At 35.8% G+C, this 25,087-nt stretch carries 20 protein-coding genes; 4 read left to right on the forward strand and 16 right to left on the reverse strand.

All coding sequences use genetic code 11. The features are described 5' to 3' along the window. Positions 1-69: 69 nt before the first annotated feature. The 9 genes from prmA to AC3WSO_RS17015 all read right to left on the reverse strand — a co-directional run bounded on the left by prmA (position 70) and on the right by AC3WSO_RS17015 (position 11,196). Positions 70-1,011, reverse strand: coding sequence for a 50S ribosomal protein L11 methyltransferase (prmA, locus tag AC3WSO_RS16975; RefSeq protein WP_492532451.1), 942 nt, complete (start codon positions 1,009-1,011; stop codon positions 70-72). Between the two features lie 21 nt (positions 1,012-1,032). Further along, entirely contained in the window at positions 1,033-2,151 is a 1,119-nt protein-coding gene (gene dnaJ, locus AC3WSO_RS16980) for a molecular chaperone DnaJ (protein ID WP_492532453.1), read from the reverse strand. Positions 2,152-2,389: 238 nt separating this feature from the next. Further along, complete coding sequence (gene dnaK / locus AC3WSO_RS16985; protein ID WP_492532455.1) at positions 2,390-4,228, reverse strand: molecular chaperone DnaK; 1,839 nt, start codon at positions 4,226-4,228, stop codon at positions 2,390-2,392. A 78-nt stretch (positions 4,229-4,306) separates the two neighbouring features. Continuing rightward, a complete protein-coding gene (gene grpE, locus AC3WSO_RS16990) occupies positions 4,307-4,879 on the reverse strand; it encodes a nucleotide exchange factor GrpE (protein ID WP_492532457.1) in 573 nt (190 codons plus the stop codon). Between the two features lie 18 nt (positions 4,880-4,897). Next, positions 4,898-5,926: a heat-inducible transcriptional repressor HrcA gene (hrcA, locus tag AC3WSO_RS16995; RefSeq protein WP_492532459.1), complete on the reverse strand. Its 1,029-nt coding sequence runs from the start codon at positions 5,924-5,926 to the stop codon at positions 4,898-4,900. Positions 5,927-6,015: 89 nt separating this feature from the next. Then, positions 6,016-7,161, reverse strand: a complete 1,146-nt coding sequence (gene hemW, locus AC3WSO_RS17000) for a radical SAM family heme chaperone HemW (protein WP_492532461.1) — start codon at positions 7,159-7,161, stop codon at positions 6,016-6,018. A 304-nt stretch (positions 7,162-7,465) separates the two neighbouring features. Next, on the reverse strand, positions 7,466-8,626 hold the full coding sequence (gene chrA / locus AC3WSO_RS17005; RefSeq protein WP_492532463.1) for a chromate efflux transporter: 1,161 nt from the start codon (positions 8,624-8,626) through the stop codon (positions 7,466-7,468). A gap of 105 nt (positions 8,627-8,731) precedes the next feature. After that, positions 8,732-9,574: a DUF4179 domain-containing protein gene (locus AC3WSO_RS17010; protein ID WP_492532465.1), complete on the reverse strand. Its 843-nt coding sequence runs from the start codon at positions 9,572-9,574 to the stop codon at positions 8,732-8,734. A gap of 431 nt (positions 9,575-10,005) precedes the next feature. Continuing rightward, positions 10,006-11,196: a DHH family phosphoesterase gene (locus tag AC3WSO_RS17015; protein ID WP_492532467.1), complete on the reverse strand. Its 1,191-nt coding sequence runs from the start codon at positions 11,194-11,196 to the stop codon at positions 10,006-10,008. Positions 11,197-12,210: 1,014 nt separating this feature from the next. Between AC3WSO_RS17015 and AC3WSO_RS17020 the strand changes: the two genes are divergently transcribed. Together AC3WSO_RS17020 and AC3WSO_RS17025 are read left to right on the forward strand one after the other, a co-directional pair. Further along, on the forward strand, positions 12,211-13,860 hold the full coding sequence (locus AC3WSO_RS17020) for a pyridoxal phosphate-dependent decarboxylase family protein (RefSeq protein WP_492532469.1): 1,650 nt from the start codon (positions 12,211-12,213) through the stop codon (positions 13,858-13,860). Further along, complete coding sequence (locus tag AC3WSO_RS17025) at positions 13,838-15,535, forward strand: methyl-accepting chemotaxis protein (protein WP_492532471.1); 1,698 nt, start codon at positions 13,838-13,840, stop codon at positions 15,533-15,535. Before AC3WSO_RS17020 ends, AC3WSO_RS17025 begins: the two co-directional genes overlap by 23 nt. A gap of 94 nt (positions 15,536-15,629) precedes the next feature. On the opposite strand, the gene AC3WSO_RS17030 is transcribed toward AC3WSO_RS17025, so the two are convergent. From AC3WSO_RS17030 to AC3WSO_RS17040, 3 genes are all read right to left on the reverse strand, one after another. Continuing rightward, complete coding sequence (locus AC3WSO_RS17030; RefSeq protein WP_492532473.1) at positions 15,630-16,565, reverse strand: SDR family NAD(P)-dependent oxidoreductase; 936 nt, start codon at positions 16,563-16,565, stop codon at positions 15,630-15,632. A gap of 71 nt (positions 16,566-16,636) precedes the next feature. Beyond that, positions 16,637-17,215 (reverse strand): TetR/AcrR family transcriptional regulator, encoded by a 579-nt coding sequence (locus AC3WSO_RS17035; RefSeq protein ID WP_492532475.1) that lies wholly within the window; start codon positions 17,213-17,215, stop codon positions 16,637-16,639. A gap of 517 nt (positions 17,216-17,732) precedes the next feature. Beyond that, positions 17,733-18,251: a hypothetical protein gene (locus AC3WSO_RS17040; protein WP_492532477.1), complete on the reverse strand. Its 519-nt coding sequence runs from the start codon at positions 18,249-18,251 to the stop codon at positions 17,733-17,735. Positions 18,252-18,751: 500 nt separating this feature from the next. On the opposite strand from AC3WSO_RS17040, the gene AC3WSO_RS17045 reads away from it, so the two are divergent. Then, positions 18,752-19,966: an IS110 family RNA-guided transposase gene (locus AC3WSO_RS17045; protein ID WP_492532479.1), complete on the forward strand. Its 1,215-nt coding sequence runs from the start codon at positions 18,752-18,754 to the stop codon at positions 19,964-19,966. Between the two features lie 462 nt (positions 19,967-20,428). On the opposite strand, the gene AC3WSO_RS17050 is transcribed toward AC3WSO_RS17045, so the two are convergent. The 3 genes from AC3WSO_RS17050 to AC3WSO_RS17060 all read right to left on the reverse strand — a co-directional run bounded on the left by AC3WSO_RS17050 (position 20,429) and on the right by AC3WSO_RS17060 (position 22,359). Continuing rightward, positions 20,429-20,854 (reverse strand): GatB/YqeY domain-containing protein, encoded by a 426-nt coding sequence (locus AC3WSO_RS17050; RefSeq protein ID WP_492532481.1) that lies wholly within the window; start codon positions 20,852-20,854, stop codon positions 20,429-20,431. Between the two features lie 103 nt (positions 20,855-20,957). Further along, positions 20,958-21,293, reverse strand: a complete 336-nt coding sequence (locus tag AC3WSO_RS17055) for a hypothetical protein (protein WP_492532483.1) — start codon at positions 21,291-21,293, stop codon at positions 20,958-20,960. Between the two features lie 307 nt (positions 21,294-21,600). After that, positions 21,601-22,359 (reverse strand): formate/nitrite transporter family protein, encoded by a 759-nt coding sequence (locus AC3WSO_RS17060; RefSeq protein WP_492532485.1) that lies wholly within the window; start codon positions 22,357-22,359, stop codon positions 21,601-21,603. A 471-nt stretch (positions 22,360-22,830) separates the two neighbouring features. On the opposite strand from AC3WSO_RS17060, the gene AC3WSO_RS17065 reads away from it, so the two are divergent. Next, the gene (locus AC3WSO_RS17065) at positions 22,831-23,826 is read left to right on the forward strand and encodes a PLP-dependent cysteine synthase family protein (protein WP_492532487.1); all 996 of its coding nucleotides are present in this window, start codon (positions 22,831-22,833) and stop codon (positions 23,824-23,826) included. 92 nt (positions 23,827-23,918) lie between these two features. Here the strand turns inward: AC3WSO_RS17065 and AC3WSO_RS17070 are convergent, their stop codons facing one another. After that, positions 23,919-24,914 carry a zinc-dependent alcohol dehydrogenase family protein gene (locus AC3WSO_RS17070; RefSeq protein ID WP_492532488.1) on the reverse strand — a complete coding sequence of 332 codons (996 nt, stop codon included), beginning with the start codon at positions 24,912-24,914 and terminating at the stop codon, positions 23,919-23,921. Between the last annotated feature and the right edge of the window lie 173 nt (positions 24,915-25,087).

Below are 25,087 nucleotides of genomic sequence, written 5' to 3' on the forward strand. Positions count from 1 at the left end.
TTTCTAGAAAGAAGAGAAAACGCCAAATCACAAGCACTCGGCTCCCGATTTGGCGCTTCCTCAGTCCACTTATTGTGGTCGACGGGCAATGATTGCTACCCAATCTTCCATTAATAATACTTCTTCGATTACAAAGCCTGAAGCTTCTAGTGCTGCTTTTACATCATCACGTTTTGCGGCAATGATGCCTGAAGTGACATATAATCCACCCGGTTTAACAATTGAAAATGCATCGTCAGTAAAGGACATAATAATTTCTGCTAAAATATTAGCCACAACGACATCAGCTGGTTCCTTTACAGTATCCAATAAGTTCCCATGGAATACTGATACTTTATCATCCACTTTATTTAATGCAACATTTTCTTGTGCTGAACGTACAGCTACTTCGTCTAAATCAAGTGCATGCACGCTCTTAGCACCTAGTAAGGCTGCACCGATAGATAGAACGCCCGAACCCGTTCCGATATCGATAACCATATCTTCCTCTTTTACAACCTTCTCAAGTCCCTGTAAACACATAACAGTTGTAGGGTGTGTTCCTGTACCGAAAGCCATACCAGGATCTAATTCAATAATTAGTTCATCTGTTGATACTGGTACATATTCTTCCCATGTTGGTACGATTGTAAAGCGTTCAGAAATTTTTACAGGATGATAGTATTGCTTCCATGCTGTTGCCCAGTCTTCCTCATTAACTTCCACAATCGAAACAAGATTTTCACCAATATCGATGTTGAAGTTCGTTAGATTCGTTATAGCCGCCTTAATTTCTTCGACTGTTTCATTTAAAAAACTAGACTCGGATAAGTAAGCCTTAACAATAACACCATCTTTCGGAAAATCCGCTTCATTTAGCGCATAAATTTCACCATACTGATCTTCTCGTGGCTTCGCAAATTCTGCAGAATCCTCAATAACCACACCACTTGCCCCTGCTTCATGCAAAATATTCGAAATTGCTTCTACCGCTTCATTTTTTGTATGAATGGATAATTCTGACCACTTCACGTAGCTCTTCAGCTCCTCTAATTATTCACCTTGGAATTTTTTCTTAATTTTATCGAATAGTGTGCTTCCTTGTTCTTCAGGAATATCACCACTGATTTCCGCAAATTCACGTAGTAATTGCTTTTGTTTTTCTGTTAATTTTTCTGGCGTTACAACTTTTACTGTTACATATTGATTCCCTGTGCCATAGCCATGGACGTTTTTGACACCTTTGTCTTTTAGACGGAATTGTGCACCTGACTGTGTTCCCGCTGGAATACGTAGTTTTACTTTCCCATGAACAGTCGGAACTTCAATTTCATCACCAAGAGCTGCTTGTGGGAATGTCAGTTTTAGTTCGAAATAAATATCATCGCCATCACGCTCAAACTCTTTATGTCCTTGAACGCGGAACATAATATATAAATCCCCCGCAGGTCCTCCATTTATACCTGGCTCACCTTGACCAGACACACGAATTTGCTGACCATCGTCAACACCTGCTGGAATGTTAACTTTGATTTTCTTACGTTGTTGAACTTTTCCTTCACCACGACAAGTAGAACATTTTTCTTTAATGATTTTACCTGCACCTTGACATGTTGAACAAGTACGACGGTTCATCATACGGCCAAATGGTGTATCTACTGCCTGATTTACTTGACCAGCTCCTTGACATGTTGAACATGTCTCTGGATTAGTACCTGGTTTTGCACCTGAACCTTGGCAAGTATTACATACTTCATCTTTAGGAATTTCGATTTCAGTTTCTTTTCCGAAAATTGCTTCCTCAAACGTAATATTCATACGATATTGAAGGTCATCACCTTTGCGTGGTGCATTCGGGTCCTGACGGCGACCGCCACCACCAAAGAATGAGCTGAAAATATCCTCGAAGCCGCCAAAGCCGCCGCCTCCGAAGCCACCACCAAAGCCTGCATTTGGATCCTCGTGGCCAAATTGATCATAGCGTGCTTTTTTCTGATCGTCACTTAATACTTCATAAGCTTCAGCGATTTCTTTGAATTTTTCATCTGCACCTGGCTCTTTATTAAGGTCAGGATGGTATTGCTTTGATAATTTACGGTATGCTTTTTTAATTTCATCTTTAGAAGCCGATTTCGTTAAACCAAGCACCTCGTAGTAATCGCGTTTCTCCATGATTCACACTCCGCTCTTTTTGCATAAAATCTATTGTATCATGCAGTTAAAAAAACTGCCTCTATTTTATTACTAATTATTCATTAAAAATGTTGCATCACATGTTTTTTCTCTTTTCTCTCAAATAACCTACGCCACTAGACATAATTAAATGTGCATAGCTTATAGCAGTATATAAAGAGAAAAGCCAAAGCCGCAAGCGGTCTTTGGCTTCTTCACTTAACTGTATTACTTACTATTATTTATCGTCTTTTACTTCTTCAAAGTCAGCATCTACGATGTCGTCTTTTTTACCATCGCCAGCTTCTGCACCTGCTTCGCCACCTTGAGCTGCTTGAGCAGCTGCTGCAGCTTGTTCATATACTTTCATTACTAGTGGTTGTAATACACCTTCTAGTTTTTCTTTAGCAGATTTAATGCCTTCTAATTCGCCAGCTTCAAGCGCTTTTTTCAGCTCATCACGAGCATCTTCTACAGATTTTTTCTCGTCTTCTGTAATTTGTTCGCCTAAATCAGCAATTGTTTTGTCAACTTGGAACACTAATTGGTCAGCTTCGTTGCGAAGATCTGCTTCCTCTTTACGTTTAGAATCCGCTTCAGCATTTGCCTCAGCATCTTTTACCATACGTTCGATTTCTTCCTCAGATAAACCAGAATCAGATTGGATAACAATTGTTTGCTCTTTGTTTGTACCAAGGTCTTTCGCTTTAACAGATACGATACCATTTTTATCAATATCGAATGTTACTTCGATTTGTGGTACACCACGTGGTGCTGGCGGAATATCCGATAATTGGAAGCGACCTAATGTTTTGTTGTCAGCTGCCATTGAACGTTCACCTTGTAGTACGTGAATATCTACTGCTGGTTGGTTGTCAGCTGCAGTTGAGAATACTTGTGATTTAGATGTTGGGATCGTAGTATTACGGTCAATTAATTTTGTGAATACGCCACCCATAGTTTCGATACCTAATGAAAGTGGAGTTACGTCAAGTAGAACTACGTCTTTAACATCACCAGTTAATACGCCACCTTGAACTGCAGCACCCATTGCTACAACTTCGTCAGGGTTTACGCCGCGGTGTGGTTCTTTATTAGTTTCTTTACGTACAGCTTCTTGTACAGCTGGAATACGAGTAGAACCACCAACTAAGATTACTTGATCAATTTCAGATGTTGAAAGACCTGCATCAGATAATGCTTGACGTACTGGACCTACTGTACGGTTTACTAATGGCAATGTAATTTCGTCAAATTTAGCACGAGTTAAAGAAATTTCTAAGTGTAATGGACCCGCTTCACCAGCAGTGATGAATGGTAAAGAAATTTGAGTAGATGTTACACCTGATAAGTCTTTTTTCGCTTTTTCAGCTGCGTCTTTTAGACGTTGCATAGCCATTTTATCTTTTGAAAGGTCAATTGCATTTTCTTTTTTGAATTCTGCTACAAGATACTCGATGATAGCATCGTCGAAATCGTCCCCACCTAGTTTGTTGTCACCAGCTGTTGCTAATACTTCAAATACACCGTCACCTAATTCAAGAATAGATACGTCAAATGTACCGCCACCAAGGTCAAATACTAATACTTTTTGATCTGTATCTTGTTTGTCTAAACCATAAGCAAGTGCAGCAGCTGTTGGTTCGTTGATAATACGCTCTACTTCTAAACCAGCAATTTTACCAGCGTCTTTTGTAGCTTGGCGTTGAGCATCGTTGAAGTAAGCAGGTACAGTAATAACTGCTTTTGTTACTTTTTCACCTAAGTAGTCTTCAGCATAACCTTTTAAGTATTGAAGAATCATTGCAGAAACTTCTTGTGGCGTATATTCTTTATCTTCCACTTGAACTTTATCAGATGTACCCATTTTAGATTTAATAGAAATAATTGTGTTAGGGTTTGTTACTGATTGACGTTTCGCTACTTCACCAACTTGACGTTCGCCGCCTTTAAATGCAACAACAGATGGTGTTGTACGGTTTCCTTCTGGGTTTGGAATTACTTTTGGTTCTCCGCCTTCAAGTACAGAGACACATGAGTTTGTTGTTCCTAAGTCAATACCGATAATTTTGCTCATTAAATTTTCCTCCTATTATTGAAACGCGAATGATGCGTTTTCTAACTAATAATTGTAATTAACTAAATAGTACTAAGTCTATTCGTTCACAGATACCATCGTTGGGCGTAATACGCGATCCTTTAACATATAACCTTTTTGAAGCTCGCGTAAGACAACACCAGTCTCTTTTTCACTATCTTGCTCCTGCATAACAGCTTGGTGAACATTTGGATCAAATTGCTCACCTTCAGCTTTAATAATTTGCAAGCCTTCCTTCTCAGTTGCTTCGATCAGAGAACGGTACACCATTTCAATACCTTTTACGATAGAAGCTGTTTCTTCTGAAGTCGCTTCAACTTGTAAGGCACGCTCGAAATTATCGATGACTGGCAGTAAATCTGACAGTAAAGTTTGAGCGCGATACTTTTCAGCAGCCTCACGATCAAGTTGGTTGCGACGACGAATATTATCGAAGTCAGCACGCAAACGTAGATGACGGCTTTCCTCATCGTCTAGCTTAGCTTGTAACTCAGCTAGTTTTGCTTCGTACTGTTCTTCGATCGTTAATTCGACTTCTTGTTCTTCTACTTTAACTTCTGTTTCTTCTACTTCATTTTCAGCTTGTACATCTTCTTGTACAAGGTCTTTGTTTTCAGTTGTTTCCGTCACTTGAAATCCTCCTCATTATCAATCACTACGATTCTTCGTAAAGGCTTGTGTTAAATCCATGCGCATTACATCTAGTAAAGCAACAACACGTTTATAATCCATTCGTGTTGGACCAATAATTGCTATAGCCCCTTGCTGTTCTTCACCAATAGAATAAGTGGTCGTAATGACACTACAGTTTTCCATTTCTAGTTGTTTATTTTCCGAGCCTATACGAATATGAATGCCCGATTCATTAGGATGGAAAAGCGATTGCACTTGGCTAGTCGTTTCCATTAAGTCCAAAATCATACGGACTTTATTTAAATCGTGGAATTCCGGTTGGTTGAACATATTTGTTTTACCACCATAAAAAATTTTACTTTCCGAATTATGCATCGTCGCTGTCACGAGAGAGCGAATAAAATCATCCGCTGATTGAACATGCTGTTGTAATACTGTTAGCACTTCAGCTTCTAGTTTTTTATGAATATCCTCTAATGACTCACCAACTAGACGATCATTTAAGATATTAACCATTTTCTCTAAATCAGAAGCGGTAAAATTAGGAGGTAAACTAAACATGCGATTTTCAACATGTCCATTATTCGTTACGATAATCGCTACTGCTGAATCGCTAGAGAGTGGCACAATTGAAAATCGTTTAACACGATGTCTTTGGACATCTGGTCCTAAAAGAATCGATGTATACGATGTCAGCTCCGATAAAATATTGGCTGACTTTCGGATAATATGCTCTACTTCTACTAAGCGATCATTGAAAATTGATTGGATTTGCTGAATGTCCCTTGAATTAATGCCTTGCGGGCTCAACAAATGATCTACATAAAATCTATAACCCTTTTCCGAAGGCACTCGACCAGAGGAAGTGTGCGTTTTTTCCAAGAAGCCTAATTCCTCTAAATCCGCCATTTCATTTCGAATTGTGGCTGGACTAAATGTAATCTCTTGCTTTTTGGAGATTTGGCGAGAACCTACCGGCTGTGCAAACATAATAAAGTCGTCTACTATAGCTTGCAATATTTGTAATTGCCGATTTGTTAGCATGATCATCACCTCTGTTAGCACTCAACTAAGAGGAGTGCTAATACTATTATTAAGTTATCAAATCCTACATTTTATGTCAACGATATCGCTCAATCTTCTAGTAAAAATTGTTGAAATACTTCATTCCCTACAAAACGACCTTTTCGAGTAAGGCGAATTCCTTTAGTATCATGCTCCAATAGACCTTCTGAAACTAATTTTTCTATGATATGTGAGTAATGCCTATGCATGGATTCATTAAATTTTTCTTCATATACAGTGTGTGTAATTCCTTCCGTTTTACGCAATCCTAAAAACATTTGCTCTTCACATTTTTCTTTCTTCGTTACAACATGTTCATGTACAATTGGAAGTTCTCCTGCATTTACTGCATCCATATATTTTTTCAATGGTCCATGATTTGAATATCGCAAACCAGCTAAATATCCATGAGCACCCGCACCAAAGCCTGCATATTCATCGTTTTCCCAGTATATTTTGTTATGAGTAGAACTGAAACCAGATTGAGCAAAGTTACTAATTTCATATTGATGAAGTCCATGTGCCTCCATCTGGTGCATTAACACCTCGTACATATCCGCTTCAAGATCTTCTGTTGGTAAATGAAGCTTACCTTTTGTGTATTGATTATAAAAAATCGTTTTTGGCTCAACAATCAGTGAATAAGCGGAATAATGAGGTATATCCAGCGCGAACGCTTTTTCTAAAGTATCCTTCCATTGTGCCATCGTCTGCCCCGGCAAACCGTACATTAAATCCAAACTAATGTTTCTAAAGCCTACCTTTTTCGCTAAGTCAATTGTTTCATAAACATGATTGTTGCTATGTGTACGGCCAATTTTTTTTAACAACTCTTGATCAAAGGATTGCACACCCATGCTTATGCGATTTACACCGCCAGCAAATAATGCCTGTAATTTTGCTTCTGATAGCTCGTCCGGATTGGCCTCTGACGTAAACTCCGTCACACTGCCCATTGGAATGTACGTACGGATAAGTTCAAGAAGTCTCTCTATTTGTTGCGGTCTTAATGCTGTTGGTGTACCACCACCAAGAAATATCGTTTCGATTTTTTTAAAACTTTCAGGATATTTTTTAGTCGCAAGCTCCATCTCCTTGCCAAGCATTTCTATATATTCATCAACTGGTTGATTTTTAAAATAAAATTTATTGAAATCGCAATAGTTGCAAATTTGATGACAAAAAGGAATATGAATGTAAACACCTCGTGCCATAGCTATCCCTTCTTTCTCGTTAGTCTTTTTCCATTTCCTCATTATAAACAATCGTGACATGGAACGCCATGAATCCAACCAGTTAAAATAACTAATTCAAAACTAAATGGTATGGACATTATTTATCTATAACAATTACATGACACCAATCCTGTTGGATATGTTTTAAAAGGAAAATATTGTTAAAAAGTTATACGTACTTTATTCAAAAACCAACTTTCACAAAAAAATCAAACCCACTGCAACAAGTGGGTTTGATTCATCGAGAAAGTAATAAATGCAAATCAATATATTTTTGTTGTCCTTAATAACATAAAAATCCTACACAAATGCCAATTAGAACGAGCAAATAAGGTTGGACTTTCCAACGTATCAAGCACCATAAAAAAGAGGCTGCGATTATGATGTCTAGTCCATTTTGAATTGTCTGAGTAACAATCGGATGAATAAAAGCTGCAGCTAATATGCCAACAACTGCTGCATTTGCACCAGCCATCGCTCCTCTTAATCCGGCAATACGATTAAGAGTTAGCCAAAAAGGCATTGCCCCTACTATTAGTAAAAATGCCGGTAAAAAAATGGCTAGCGTCGCTATAATAGCCCCAGGCACCCCAGCAATGATCATACCTATATAAGAAGCAAACGTAAATAATGGACCCGGGACTGCCTGCGTCATTCCGTATCCTGCTAAAAAATCGGAAGAACTCATTAATCCACTTTGGACAAACTGCGCCTCTAGTAAAGGTAATACGACATGGCCCCCACCAAATACTAATGCACCAGATAAATAAAACTTTTCAATTATCGAAAACCATTCATATTGAATAAATGGACTAGCGATTGGTAAACCAATAAGTAATAAAACAAACATCGCTAAAAAACATACACCAGTCATTTTTGAAATCGGCACAATCGTTTCTTTTAGGTCTTCTTTTTGATTAGTCATCTTAAAAAAGAGATAGCCTACAAAAGAAGCAACAATAATAGTACTTACTTGAGCAAGTGGATGTACCCACAAAAGCACTACTACAAGTGCTAACAAAGCGATTAAAAAATGGCGAATACTAGGAATTAATTTTTTGGACATTTCAAAAATCGCTTGTGCAACAATCGCAACAGCCACTAATTTTAAGCCATGAACCCAGCCCATATCCATCCCGATATGTGCAGAAAAATACGCAAATGCCATAAGGAGCAAAGCCGATGGCAATGTAAAACCAAGAAATGACACAACACTCCCCAATAAACCAACTCTTAATAAGCCAACACCCATCCCTACCTGACTCGATGCTGGCCCAGGTAAAAATTGACTGAGCGCAACTAGTTGACTGTATTCTTTATCAGATAACCATTTACGCTTCTGAACATATTCATTTTGAAAATACCCTAAATGAGCAGTAGGACCCCCAAAGGATGTACAACCTAATTTTAGTGAAACTAAAAAAATCCCCCATAACCTTCGCAATATCTTCAACTACTTTCAATGTCATATATATTCATATTACTTTGAGTAATCATCTTTTTAGTTTAAGATATTGTAAAATTTAAAAATTTACTGATGTAGGTTTCGTTATTTATCTTCAATTTTAATAGCAGAGCCCAGTTCACTTCCATTTTTAGCAACCGGAATTAGCTCATAGCTATTACCGGTTAAGTATAATGCATCGAGGCGGACACCCCATTTCGTATAATCTTCATTTAAAGGATACGGAGAGTTAATGTGCCAAGTTTCCCCTGATGATGATTGGATTTTAAAATGTATTGCTTCATTTAATAAGCTTTTCTCGGAATGAAAGTAAACCGTTGTAGATATTGGTGTCGAAACAACCTTTTCTATCGTTATTTCCTGACTATCTAGCAGCTTTACTTTTTTCTCAACAGAGAAGGTATTTCTATCTTCTTGTAATTGCTCTTGCGAAGCTTCCACTTGAAATTCCCATGGCACGGCAATCTTTTTTTCCCCATTCCAGTCGTTATAACGAATATCTAAACTTAATATTTTATCTTCTGGTAGTTCTCTTAATTTCACACTACTATAAATTGTATAATTTTTATCGGATAGTTGGATTGTCTGTCCTCCATTTCTAACCGTGAGCTCTTTTCCATTCACAAAAATTTGTGGAAAGAAAAAGATTTGATTGTCGAAATTTAAGTCCTTAACTGGCTTAAAAGTAGCGTTCAATAATATTTGGTTATCATCAATGATTATTTCATTTAACGTTAGACGTCCGAGAGCATTTTCAGTAGTTTTGTCGACAACTGTTTTGTATGCTTCAAAATTCAAATCTTTCTTAAATAAAAAATAATAAACAATGACACAAGTAGCTACCAATAAAAGCAATACTACAATAAACCATATTTTACGTCCTCGATTTTCCTTTGGCTGATTCTCAACTAGAAGCATATCGGACATCATTACACCTCATTTTAAGAAAGTATGTCTGCACAAAAGCTTTTTATTTATTGTAGTTTTCAGTTGAACATTATATAACCTCTAACGTTGTCTTGATTTGGCTGATTTCGCTATGTACTCTAAAGGAATAGTGTATATTCCTTTATTCTGAATGAACATAAAGTATTATTGCTATTCGGCAAAACGAGGGGTTGGTTTCCGTTCCGACTGGGCACTTTCCTGGGGGCGTCCGATGAGCCGCTTCGCTTCGCTGCAGGGTCTCATCTGTGACGCTGATCCCCAAGGAGTCGCCCAGTCTCCACTTCAATCAACCACACAGCTTAGTATCGTCACTGATAGTAAGAGGAAACCCTTTCATTTAAATCGTAGCACAATCTAAAAGACTCCCTTGACCATTTTTTTAACACTACTTTAGGAATAGTCCATATCCCTTACTCTTGATGACGAACCTTTTTGGCTTCTTCCATTAAATAATCTACAAACAACTCATCTTTCACTAACCATGCTTGATAATTTCTTTTTAAAAACCATTCCGCTTCATAAAAACTTGTAAAGATTTGATCTAATGGAAGTTTATTTTTTTCAATTATCCAATCAAAATCACTTATTGAATATAGGAGAAAATTGTCTTCTTCAAGATTTTTATACATTGTCCCAAACGAAGAAAACCTTAAATTATAGCGATTTCGTTTGGCGTCTTCCGGTATTGGTGCTATATGAAATGTTTGTGTTACATACTGCTCATAAGCTTCATCTGTTAAAGAGCAACCAGCTGCTTTTTGATGCCCTCCCCCTCCGAATTCTGCTGCAATAGCCGAAACATCTACGTGATCATGAATCGTACGAAATGAAATTCTTTTGCCACCCATATTTAATATAGCTATAAAATCAAGGTGTACATTTTCTTTCCCCAATTCATTCCCAAGCTCTGAGTGATAAGATTCTGCATACACTACACCTGTAAAGTATTCTCCTATCGATGTTTGTACTAGCTCCCGTTTTTTTCGGCGGATGTACCGTTCTATTTTCTCTTCTTCCATACGCAACATTTTCTTTTCAAATTCATCAAAGTCAAAGTGTTCGCTTGTCTTTAAGCGTTCAAGCATTTTTTCTTCAAAGTCATCGATTGATACTAAAAAAAAGAGAGTGTTTAGCTGACGTGCTTGTTGATTATCATTCTTTTCCCATTCCCATGTATCGTACTGTCTCACTAACTCTACAAATTCTGTGATGGCATTTGTTTGTTCTAAAAATCCATGTGAAACAAGGTACTGATAAAATAAGGACGTTGCTGATGTTAAATATCCATTTTCATCTTCTACTATTACTTTTCCCCATTCATAATCGTTCAAATGATAAGCTGTTTTATGATGATCAAGCAGTTGAACATTGCCAGTTGCTGTATAATAATCATCTAATCTCTTTTCATTTTCCTCGTTTGGAGATAAGTCTGTAATAAATAAAAATGTACCTTGTTCTTTCGTGTCTAAAAAAAATTCAATCTCGCGATCCAGCGATGAAATCGAATTGTACCTTACCTTCACTTGATCTTGAAAAGCAAGTTTGGCTAAAATTCCGCAACCTATTCCATCTAAATCATTATGCGATAGCAATTTATACATTTTTTCACCTCCCGATTAGTATGGTTTAACATTAAAAAATTATCGGTATTGTTAGGAGTGTTTATGCTGAAAAAGAGAATTACTTATTTAGGTATGGTAAAAAACTAATTGGTTTACCTTATTCCTTAAGTAAAAATAATCGCGATACCATTACGTGGAATTTGGAGCCTGATTCGTATTTCTCATCGGTCGAGGAAAAAATCAAGTATGCGCAATTATGCCCCGGCATAATTGCGCCCGGAATCGGCTTTGTGCTTAGGCCTGCGTGACGCAGGTCAGTTAGCCGTTATCGTACGGATGCGATGATTTTAGGCTAACATCCTATGTGAAATCCATTTCGATTCAGTGACATCCGCCGGAGGCTTTAACATCTTTCATCGGGTGTTTGGACACCCGATGAAAGATGTTAAAGAAAAAATTCAACCAGGCTCTATAATTTTGATGCATCCTATGTATGATGATACTGGGAATGAATTACAAGTAATTGAAGGGATCTTACAAAAACACTTATTGCATAAGTTATACATTTGTCACTATTGAAGAGCTTAAGAAATTAGAAAGGCACATCAGATAATCTAGTATGATGTGCCTTTCTAATTAATTCAATGAAGGAACTGTATTATCACAATAAAACGCATACCCGCTTCTCATTAATAGTCATAAAGCATTAAAAAATCCGCATTTATTTATTAAAATAAAATTATTATTTGCATAGTATTCACCATAAAAAGTTTATTTTCCTCATAGCATTTCCCCTTCACAAACTTTGCAAGAAATCATAAAAAAACGTCATAAAAACCCTTTAAAATCACCATTTACAGAAATAATCCACTACATTTTTTTCTAAATGTTTCACAAAAAACAAATTAGACTATTTAGAAATGTCTAAAATTAATTTTCCAATAAAATATAAATTCATTTTTTGTTATAATATGTTATCATTATTTTAGTAAAACGACCTATTTTTATGAAATAAAAAAATAGAGGAAAAACGAACTACAAAGGATGATGAACATGAAAAAAATCCAGCAATTATTCCAAAGCGAAGATGGAAATATCGAACAAAGAGAGAACTTTTTAACCCTATTAGAGAAAATTGTTACATCATTAGATGAATTAAAAGATCCACAAACAACGACACTTGGACCGATGAAAGAACGCTCTGACAATTTTTATAAAGAGTTAATGCAAGAAAATCAAGTACCAGTTTCAGGTGTCGGGCTAGATCAAGTTGTAAATGAATTAACGAAATTGATGCAAGGACATCCTTACCATACACGCAACTTTGTAACAAATGTTTTGCCAATGGCAAGCATTCCAGGCATATTGGGCCAATTCACAAATGCTTTACTTAATGGTAACAATCTATGGGATGTTTACGGACCTGCTGCCGCAGAATGTGAGGTAAAAGTAGTAGCAATGATGTCGAAGTTAGTTGGCTACGACTATACACAAAGCTTTGGTTACACAACTTGGGGTGGACAAGGGGCTGTTTTCAGTGGGCTACGTCTTGCAATCGCTAAACAATTCCCTAACGCAAAGGAAGATGGCGTACCTAATAATTTATACTGCTTCGCTTCAGAAAATGCTCATTACAGCTTATTAAAATCAATTGAAGCAGTCGGCATCGGTAGCAAGCATTTAATTCGTGTAAAAGCTGGACAAGATCATTCTATGGATATCGAAGACTTACGCCTACGTATGATTGAGGTTATCGAAAATGGTGGCATTCCAGTGTATGTAGTTGCTACAACAGGCGCTACAGATCAATTTGCTATTGATGATGTACGAGCAATCAAAAATGTTACAACTGAGCTAGAACAAAAACATTCCTTAAAACCTATACATATACACGCTGATTCAGCTTTAGGTGGTTTTTACGCATTTTTCAACGATTATGATTTTAAGGCAAACCCACTTCAGTTCGAGACTGATGTTTTACAAGGACTTGAACAAATTAGAGAACGTATGCAATATCTACCTATTGCAGATAGCCTTTGCTTCGACTTCCAAAAGCTTGGTCAAACACCGTATTTAACAAGCTTATTCTTAATAAAAGAAGGGAAACATTTGCAGCTATTAGATATCGAGGACTTTGACACACCATATGTAGGTAATCGAGGCTATGGTTCTTATCATACAGGCTATACATTAGAGTGCTCTCGTATGGGTAGTTCAATTGCTATTTATGCTGCATTACAGGCGTTTGGTAAAGAAGGCTACCAACAAATATTAGCTAATTATGTGCGTGTAAATTTAGCGTTCCGTGCGCAGTTAGCAGAGAAAACGCCAATGTTACAAGTAGTCAATGAGTCTAATATTGGACCAGTCACAGCCTTCCGTTTATATCCAGAAGGTTTGAATTGGAGTTCTGAACAGTCAGGTGGCTATACACAAGATCAAATTGAATATATTAATGGCCTAAATGCTTCTTTATTTGAAATTATAGGAGAAGGTCGCGACGAAGTATTTTTCGGAGATACAACACGTGTTTGCACTGTCAACACTAGCGATACAAAACAACTAATTCCAGTCGCTGCTGCAAAATTCTTTTCAATATCTCCTTATACTGAGACAGAGCATATTAGTGATATGGTTCATTTCTTACAAAAAAAGGTGAAAGTATTGGAGGCTGCTAAAATTGAGTATAGTCAAAAAATTTAAAAGCTCTTTACTCTATAAATATATTGCAAGTTTTACTATTCCAATTGCTATTATTTCTGTAATATTTAGTATCGTATTATTTATTACATCTTATCGGATCATCGATGATTTTGTTATTACACAATTTGAGTCAGAATTAGAAGTAATATCTAATACAATTTTTGATGATTTAGACAAAAATGACGTTAAAGCTGCAGATGACGGCGATAAGGATAAATATAATGAAATATTAAATGAATTAAATGAAACACTTAAAGAATATGATATCGAAAATGCTTACATTCTTTCACGTGCAAATGGTAAAGAACATATTGTGGCATTAAGCAAAAAAGATAATTATCAAGAGGACTATGTGTTTAGTGAGGACATGAAAAAAGCACTAAAGAATGAAACCGTTCAATCGAGTGATATTTATGAAGATGAATATGGAATTCATAAATCGATTTTCATACCATTTAAAGATACTGATATTCTTTTTGGTTTAGATATGGACGCTTCCTTTATTTCTAAGCTTCAAACAGAAACTCTTTGGATTTGTATCATCATGACCGTGATGTTTTTGATATTCGGTATCATTGTGGCTTATGTCATAAGTAAAGGCATTATTAAACCAATTAAAAATATGACTAGTTATGTTGGTAAGGTGGCACAAGGTGACTTAGCTGTTGAATCACTTAACATAAAGGGTTCTAATGAAATTGCACAGCTCTCAGATGGCATTGAAAATATGACAGAAGACTTACGCTCACTAATTCAGCAAATTGCTGAAAATGCTGAGCAAGTAGCTGCTATGTCCGAAGAGTTGTCGGCAGGCTCTGAGCAAACAAGTGCATCAATTCAACAAATTACATCTTCAATGCAAGAGGTAGCTGCAGGATCAGAAAAACAAACTTCCTCTATCGAAGACGTAGAAACTCATATTACGACAATCTCCACAAAGATGTCAGAAGTTGTATCGAGCGTAAATGATGTCACTACTAAAGCATCTAATGCATCTTCTATTTCAGAAAAAGGTAATACAACGATTCAAAGTGCTACAGAAAAAATGGCCTTAACATCTAATGCTATTCAAGAGACTTCAGATGTTGTGAAACGTTTAAGCACTTATTCAAATGAGATTGGCGACATTGTCACTTTAATTAACGAGATTACTGATCAAACAAATTTACTCGCTTTAAATGCATCTATTGAAGCAGCACGTGCTGGTGAGCATGGTAAAGGCTTTGCAGTTGTAGCTGAAGAAGTGCGTAAATTAGCTGACCAATCTTTAGCAGCGACGAATAGTATTCGAACACGTATTGAGACGATTAAAGAAGAATCTACTCAAGCTGTGAAATCTATGGAGATTAGCAGTAATAATCTTGCAGAAAGCTCTACTAGCTTTAATGAATCAGGTGTAGCCTTTAAAGAAATATATTCGAACATTACTTCATTAACTCAAGAAATGGATTATGTCAATAATATCATTTCTAACATTAATGACGGGGTTAACAACATTGCATTTTCAGTAGAGGAAGTTGGTGTAATTGCCGTTCAAGCGTCTGGAAACATTCAAAATGTGGCTGCTGCTTCTGAGGAACAATCAGCTAGTATTGAGGAGATTACGGCATCTTCAAATAATTTAGCTGAGATGGCACAACAACTTCGTAATATCATACAAAAATTTCAGCTGTAAGAAATACTAATAAAAAATCCGCTATGCTTTCTGTAGGTGCGTTTCTACCAACAGAAGTTTATGCGGATTTTTTCATTGACTCTTAACAGTCTTTTTATGCTCTCTTGTTCATCCATGCAAGCGTTTCTTCAAGCCCTACTCTATATGAAGTACTTGGTAAAGCACCTATTTCCTTTTCATATTTTTCCCCACTTAAAATGATCGGTTCTTCTGTTAAGTACAAAATTTCAACTACTTCTTTCATAGAAGGAACAAATATTCCAATCAGCCAGATCATGCCTTTAGAAACTGTACGAATACCCTTTTTGTAGCCAGTAATGTCACGTAAAATTTTCACTAGTTCTTCCCCTGCAATTGGGTGAACAGCTGGCACATTCCAATTTTGATTATATGTGTCGTCTCGCAAAGCAAGCTCTACCATCGCCTTTGCGCCATCAATTGTATAAAGAAATTCCCTCTTCACTTGCATATTCCCTACAAAATTAGCTTTTTTATCTTGCGCAACATTTTTTAACGTTTCATAGAGTATTGTATTCTCTGCATTTGGTCCGAATAAATCAGGAAAATGTACAATTAACGAGGGTGCATTACTATTTTTCAATTTATTTTCCATCGATAAGCGAATTTTTCCTTTTTTCGTCTGTGGTTCTTTTCTAGCTTGCTCAATTACAGGATTTGTCGATTGCCTTCCATATGCATAAATATTATCTACAAATGCAATCTTCGCTCCTCGCCTCTCGGCTACGTTAATCACCATATCTAAGCATCGCAAATGGAGCTTTTCCCAATCCTGATACGGAAAACTAATAGCATGAAAAATAATATCCACACCGTTTGATGCTCTCATCATGTCCTGTTCATTAAATACATCACCTGAAATGATTTCGACATTTTTGTGCTGCCGAAAAAGTGCAACTAACTTTTTTTCATTCCTAGCAAATGCCTTCACCTGTATATTTCTACTAACTAGTTCATTTACTAGCGCATACCCCATACCACCAGATGCCCCAATAACTAATGCTTTTTGCAAACTATATTCCCCCTTTAATTAACCACTGGTCAAATAATTGCTAAAAGAAGGCTCTAGATTTTTTTCTAGAGCTACTCTCTAAATGTTAGAGCCTTCATAAGAAATTTTGCATGTACATCTACTGCTTCTTTCGCTTCCTCATAATTTTTCACATAATGACGATAATGTGCTACAAATCCATGAAGAGCAATAAATGTAGAATGTATATCTGAAATCAACAGTTCTGTCTTTGATAAGGAACGTACAGATTGTGCAAATTTTTCATAGCTAAGGTTTGCTGCCTCTTGCGATAGCCCATCAATTTCGCTATCCCTCATGATAAACATTAATTCATATTGACTTTGATTATTTAAACCAAACGCCATAAAGCCTACAAAAACATTCAGCAGTTTAGTGTTATGATCTTCAGGACCGTTCATATTTTCATCTAAAGTATTATTTAGTACAGAAAAATAGTCACTTAATATTGCATAAAATATTTCGGCTTTATTTTTAAAATGATAATAAATAGCCCCATGACTACAACCAAGCTCTTTAGCAATACTACGCATTGATATTTGCTGAAAATCCTTCGTGATAAATTGCTTATGAGCCTCATTTATAATCATTTCTTTCGTCAAATCTTTTGTTGATGGCTTACGTGGTGACATAGTACCCTCCTTATTGACCAGTGGTTAACAATAAGTATAAAAGCATTTTCATGTTTTGGCAATACTACACAAAAATATAGTAATTCAAAAAACACCCCCTTACTACTACTCTGTAAAATTAAAGACAAGTGAATGTATTATAAATTGGTAATATCAATAGGTTAACTTTAATGTTACACATTATAATAAATAAAAAGTAAATCACTATACATATTGTGATTTACTTTTTTTTATTAGATCTTATAAACTACCTGAATCAGGGGATAAATTGAACCCTTTGAAAGATGATTACTTTCTTTCATGGGGGTTGAACAAGACAAATGTTTACAATTATAATGTTGTCTTTTCGTAAAAAATAGAGTTGTACCTAATTTATAGGTCAACTCTTACTTTTTCTATTGTTCCGAAATACGAAATTAAATAAACGAGTCGTTTTATTAAATTCGTCGTTTTATTCTTGCGATAATTGAATATACGCATAATTCGATTCTGGATTGCGCGTGTATTTTCGATATAATCATACCTCAGAGGAACTAACCCACTTTATTTCGCCTAAATACATATCAAATAAGGCTTCATCTGATTCAGTAGTCGTGACAATAACTTCTTTTAAAGTCTGTGTCTGCTCCTTGTTTAAAACAACTAATTTTACAACCGCCTCTGTTGTTGTAAGTTCACATTCGACCTTCGCCTTGTATTTTCGATTTGGACTTGCTTTCGTCTTTTTCCACGTATATAAACAACGATAATTCTGCTTTTTAACTTCTTCATATGCTTGATAAAATGGCTGCGGATTCCACTCTTTTTCTCTAGCAACAAATAGAAGTGATTGCAGTAAAAGCTCGAGCGCTTCTTCCTTTTTCTGTTGTTCCTGTAACTTAAAAAATGCTGGTACATCATAAGGAACTGTTACGTCTAAAAATCCGTCGACGTGTAAAGTGATTTTATATTGTGAGGCGTTCTCATCACAATGAAAATTAATTTTTTTCACATCTTTTGTTACATATTTCGATAGATGCAGTAAAAATAATTTCACAATTCCCCGACATTGAAAACTAAAAAAAGTCCTTTCTTTATATAGGCCCTGTTGTCAGCGTTATATAAATCCATATCCCTTAAAATCATCATTTTATCCTCCCACGAAAAAGCCGCCCTTTAATTGAGTAACAAGCAGTTATACTTCTTCATCTAAGATTTCTGTAGAATAATCGTTCGTTAAATTCAAATAACAACCGTTTTGAATAACATAGCCAATAAATAAAGAGTTAACTCTACACTAACCTGCTTCGTTCGTATTATAAGGTCAGCCAGATATTTCTGGTTGACCATTTTTTATATGGTTTTATTATAGCAGTAGCCAGGGTAGAACGTATCTGCTCGTGGGGCTTGACCCCGTCAACTAAACCGTTCGCCCCCTACTTGCAGAAACATGTTTGAGGCTGGTTGGGACTTAGATCTCGTATAACAAGCGAAGCTATGACACTGCATGGAGGATTAGGGGTAACTGGCAAACTATGATTTAGGAGGAGATTAATAATGAATCCAATCGTTGGTCTGGATATTTCAAAAGGAGAAAGCCAGATTCAAGCATTCTTAGATAAAGGCAAACCATATCGTAAAAGTTTTAAGGTGACTCATACTTTAGAAGGTCTTAATGACCTTGTTATATTGGCTGGTATGAAGCCTACAATCATTTTAGAAGCCACAGGACATTATGGTGCTCCTTTCATACATCATTTAGAAGAACGAGGGTATTTATTGATTATTATTAATCCGTTAATTTCTTATAAGGCAAGAGGATCGAGTTTGAGAAAAGTAAAAACGGATGCCATTGATGCCTATCTACTTTGTGAATTGTTCTATAAAGAGGAATTAGAGCCATATAAAAAGCGTGGTGTGCAGTTATTAAATCTTCGTAACCTTACAAGACAACATGAAAATATAACTGGCGTAATGATTCAAACTAAGTTGCAATTTCAGGCAGTCCTTGAACAGGTATTTCCTGAATATAAAGGGGTATTCGGAGATTTATATTCTAATGTTTCACTATTAACTCTTTCAGAGTTCCCTTCTTCAGAAGATATTTTGAAAGCAAGTGAGGAATCCATTACAGACAAAATATATGAACTATGTAAGAGTAGGTCCATTAGATGGGCAAATGAAAAAGCCTTACATCTTAAAGCCGCTGCAGCTCGTAATCCTTTTGAAAAAACAGTTTACCAGAGTCATATTTTAAGTCTGGATATGTATATAAAGATCCTTCTTCAGTACAAAGAGCATCTATCAAAGTTAGAGTCAGAAATAGATGCCCTCGCTAAAGAAATTGAAGAATATAGTATTATCAAATCTATCCCAGGCATCGGTGAAAAGATCGCTGCAACGATTATTTCTGAGATTGGTGAAATAGATCGATTTAACAACCCTAAAAAGCTTGTGGCTTTCGCTGGAGTTGACCCAAGTGTTTTCGAATCAGGTAAATTTTCAGCGACCAAGAATCGAATTACAAAACGAGGTTCAAGTAGACTTCGTCATGCCTTGTTTATGGCTGTTCGTTGTGCAATACGAGATTGCAGAAAAACTAAAACAGACGATACAATCATTCCTCGAAACAAGAAAATACGTGAATTTTATGATAAAAAACGTGAAGAAGGAAAACCTTTTAAAGTAGCGATAATAGCTTGTGTTAATAAACTATTACATTGGATTTTTGCCTTGTTAAAAAACAGAACTACGTACCAAGATTTAGCTTGATAAGTAGGTACAACTAAATCAAACAAAACCTTCCAAAAACAAACTTTAGGACGGTTATTTGTCATGCACTTTTTAGTATAGCACGTGCCTATTAAACTTTTAACAGAAAATTATTGACAAACTATTAGCTAGTTTAGTTGCAACAATCTTTTAGAAAACAATTTATATTTTCTATTACTTATAAGTTTAAGAAATAGGCTTTAATGTACAATTAGTAATTGATATAAGCTCCTTTTAAATTACTGCAACATTAGATTGATTATTGATTTAATTATTGTAGTAAATAGAGTCATCTGAGATAAAAAAGAGGATAGATGGAGCGAATTCATTTTAGCTCTTCTATCCTTTAAATTCCTATACATATAATGTGTGACATTAAATAAGAATTCACTAATTAAAATAGTTTCAGCTTATAACTTGACTTTTAATAAAATTAAGTGTAAGGGGCTGTTTCTAACGATATTAAATAAGGCCCTTCACAACTTTTGAAATAACAGCGCCTTCAGCTTGACCATTTAATAAAGGTTTTGCAATTTTCATCGCTTCACCCATGTTCATTCCTTTTACTACGCCAGCTCCCACAAGTTTTTCTGCAATTTCTTCTTCAGTTAATTGCTCCGGTAAAAATGATTTTAACAGAACTAATTTTGCTTCCTCTTTTTCAATTAAGTCAGCTCGACCTGCATTTTGAGCACCCTCAAGAGCCTGATTTGTTTGCTTTACTTCACGATTTACAATAGCTATTTCCTCTTCTGGCGATAAAGCTTCTCCCTTTTCTTTTTCAGCTAAATCTAGAGCAGATTTTAAAAGCGATAATACGCCTTTTGCTAATGCATCCTTTTCTTTCATTGCCTTTTTTAAATGTTCAAATACCTCTGTTTTTAACAATATTTTCACTCCTTTGTGACATTTATTATACCATAAAAAAATACCGTAACCTTAAGGGATACGGTAGCATGTGTCACAGAATTATGCCGAAGCATAATTGATACTATTTTACTTGTTTAAGCATAGATACTTCAGCTTTTGTCGTTATTAAATCCGATGATAAAATATCAAATTTTGCATCTACAAGATCAATTTTTCGAATTAAATTTTGTTCAACTTTGTCTAATCTTTTTTCCAACGCTTCGTTTTTTTCTTCTAATCTCTTCTCAACTACTTCGAGCTTTTCTACTAATCTATTCTCAACTGCTTCGAGCTTTTCTTCTAATCTATTCTCAACTGCCTCGATTTGTTGTTGAAGATCCGATTTCATGTCTTGCATTTGCTTTGAAAGCTCTAAAATTGCTTGAAGAATCGTATGTTGGTTGACTTCTTGTTCCATTTTTGAGTTCCTCCGCTCTTTTATATTTATTACATTATCTATTAATTTCACGCATTAATCACAATAAAAATAGGTAGAGTTACATAAGCAACTCTACCTGTCATTCTATCTACGATTTATCTAAAAGTCAAAGTTTTAAGAGAGAGAAATTGTCAAGTATTCATCCGTTAAATTCACTTGATATAATCGCATCGCTTTATAATTCCTGTATATGTCAACAGATATTTACAATCACTTCTCAAATTGCCATGGCACGAAGTATTTCACTCTACTTAAACTGACTACATTAGAAATATTTAGCTATTTATTAATCTCTGCCATTTACCCAATAAACAAAACCAATAACAGCTCCACCAATAATATTCCCTAGTGTTACAGGCAATAAATTTGAAATGGCTCCACCAAACGATACTAGTTCACCATGAGGTATGAAAAGAGCAAGAGAAAACAATGTCATATTTGCTATACAGTGCTCAAATCCAATTGTGACAAAAGGGAAAATACAGCAGAATATCATCGCTAATTTCCCTGCCTCTGTTTTCAATTTATACGTACACCATACGGCCAAGCATACAAGTAAATTACATAAAATACCTCGCAATAAAAGCTCAACGAAACTAGCATTCATCTTAGCTGTAGCAAGTTTTTCAATGTAAGCTGCTGTGTCTCCAACTGCTAACCCCGAGTAAAAAAATAATACGGCTGCTAAAAGAGAACCAAAGAAATTTCCTATGTAACTAAACGACCAAATGCCAAACATCTCTAATGGCGATGATTTTTTTGATAGTGTACTAACCGTTAAAACTAGATTATCACCTGTAAATAAATTTGCCCCAGCCATCATAACCATACTAAGCGCCACACCAAATGCTAATCCTTGTAAGATTTTCATACTTGGTACCTCAGCTGGGCTTAATAAGCCGCCAATTGTAGTGATGAGCAAAATTCCAAATCCGATAAAAAGTCCGCCAAAAATAGCTAACAATAAATAATTAACAGACTTATGCTTCATCATGTTAATTTTTGTTTCAGCAGTTATACAAACTGAAGAAATTGTTTCTTTCATACTTTCATCTCCCAAATAACATCAAGCTAACTTAATAGCTCTTTTTTACCGTTGATCTCAAGTAGTCACCTAGTTACCACTCTAACCAACTTTTATACAAGGCTACATTTTAACAAATATTATTCCAAAATATCATTAATTAGCAAATTTAAAGTAAATTCCTCCAAATAAACATATATTTATGCACTTTAAAGATTACTTTATATCCACTATTAGTTCATCTGGATTAAAAAAGTATAGTTAATTAAAAATAATGCAGGAATTTCTTTCTGATAAGACGTCAATTTTTGTCACACTCGACTCACTTTCGCATAGAAGCATTGTCAATAATGATTCATTATTTTTTTCTATCATTAGATTCAATCTTTCTATCAGGTGCTTTATTGCTTATATGGATTTATCATGATAAAATTCCATTAATTCCTACAAAACAAGTAAGTTAAGTAGGTTAAATTAAAGGGGTTGATTGTGATGAATCAAATTGTAACGAAAAAGATCAAACAATCTATTACAGAATTAATCGGTCATACACCACTATTAGCATTAAATCAGTATATAAAAGAACAACAGCTAGAAGCCGAAATTATCGTAAAGCTAGAGTATTTTAATCCTGCTAATAGTGTGAAGGACCGTGTTGCTAAAGCGATGATTGAAGATGCTGAAGCTCGTGGTGTATTAACGAAAGATAAAACAATAATCGAAACAACAAGTGGCAATACTGGTATTGGTCTAGCAGCAATTGCAGCAGCAAAAGGCTATAAGCTTCGAATTTACATGCAAGATGGTGTTAGTGAAGAGCGCACAAAGGTTGTAAAGGCATACGGAGCGGAGGTTGTACCATTTTCAGATGTCCCAGAAATGGTAGCTGCTTTTGAGGAAACAGAGGGTGACTTTGTTGAAACGAATAAAGTATTTCGAGAAACGGTCGTTGAACACGAAGAAAATGTTGTGTTTTTAAATCAGCTAAATAATGTTGCCAACCCAAATGTTCATAAGTTAACTACTGGTCCTGAAATTTGGGAGGATACAGAAGGTCAAATTGATATCTTTGTGGCAGCAATCGGTACAGGTGGTACGATAAGTGGTGCTGGTGCATACTTAAAATCTCAAAATCCAGCTATTCAGATCATTGGTGTAGAGCCTGCTGTTAATTCCATTGCAACCGTTAATAAACCAGATATCATTGAAATCACAGGTGTTCACCGCTTCTCCGATGCTGACGAGGTCCGTGTACCATCGAATGTTCATTTAGATATAATTGATGAAGTACTCGAGGTAGAAACTACACAAGCTTATGAGGCTGCACGCGCAGTTGCGAAATCAGATGGTATATTAGTAGGTACTTCATCAGGCGCTGCTATATTTGCCGCCACAGCTCTTGCAAAACGTGCAGAGAACAAAGGAAAACGAATTGTCGTTATCCTACCTGATACTGGTCTGCGATATTTATCAACTGATTTATTCTAGAATTACAGAAGCTTAGATTTTTTAAGCTAGCCATACCGAACTATCCCTATGAAACGCTCATGAAGTGTTTCGAAATAGTTCGGTTTTTCTATTTATTTATAACTTGTTAAAAAAATCTTTCCTTTAGTAGTTTTAGACGATTCAACAGCCGTTATCGCCTTATTAAGGTCTAACAAATCATAATGAGAATCCACCGTCATCATCTTTAATTTACCACTATTAACCAGATGGATTAAATGATGAAATGTATGTTGCCACCTTTCTACCGTTACTTGCTTATTCCAATGACGCAAATGGAACATATTCGCATTTACATTTGCCTCTTTAACGATTCTCTGCCAATTCACTTGCACACCTGATAAAAGACCAATGGCTAAAAAATTCCCACCAGATTTCAGACAAAAAGCAAGATCATTGCCCGCTTGTCCTCCAATAGAATCAATAGCAGCATCAGCGCCTCGACCATTTGTTAGTTCCATTACTGTCTCATAAAGCGGTGCTTTTGAAGTATCTATTACATAGGAAGCGCCAAGCTGAATTAAATCGTCAGTATGACTATTATTTCTCGTAACCGCTATTAATTGAAAACCTAACAATTTTGCTAGCTGAGCAAATATGTGTCCAATTGCGGAACCGCAAGCATTGACTATTAAAACATCATTTGGCTGCAATTTTAATATGTCTGTACATGTTACCCAAGCTGTCATTGGGTTAATATACATTTGTGCTGCAGTAAAATCATCTATAGTATCTGGAATGGGCACTGCGAATTCTGCGCTTGTTTTTACAATTTCCTGCCAAGTTCCCTCCCCTCGCAAAGGTAATACACGCTTTCCGATAAGATTTTGAGAAACACACTGGCCTACATCTTCTACAATACCTACTCCTTCATAGCCAGGAATATTTGGCAAAGAAATTCGATGAGCATAACTCCCCCATATTGGGATTAAATCAGAAGGGTTAATAGGTCGTGCTAGCATTCGAACAAGAATTTCTTGTTCTTGAGGAGGTTGAATCATTTTATTTTCAAACTTCAAAACTTCCCTAGGGCTTCCAAATTCATATAATTTAATGCTTTTTGCTTTCAAAAAATTAACTCCTTTATATATTGTGACTACTCCAAATGAAACCTTCCGGTGAGCTTTCTCCATCCTCACCGAGCGTTCCAGCCAGTTGTTTGATGTAATCCTATATATCCCTCTATTGTTGGATTTGCTTCACTTAAGTAGATTCGGTCGTAAAACATCTCCTTTGCACTTGT

The sequence above is a fragment of the Lysinibacillus sp. EB106-09-02-XG168 genome, from assembly GCF_058791475.1.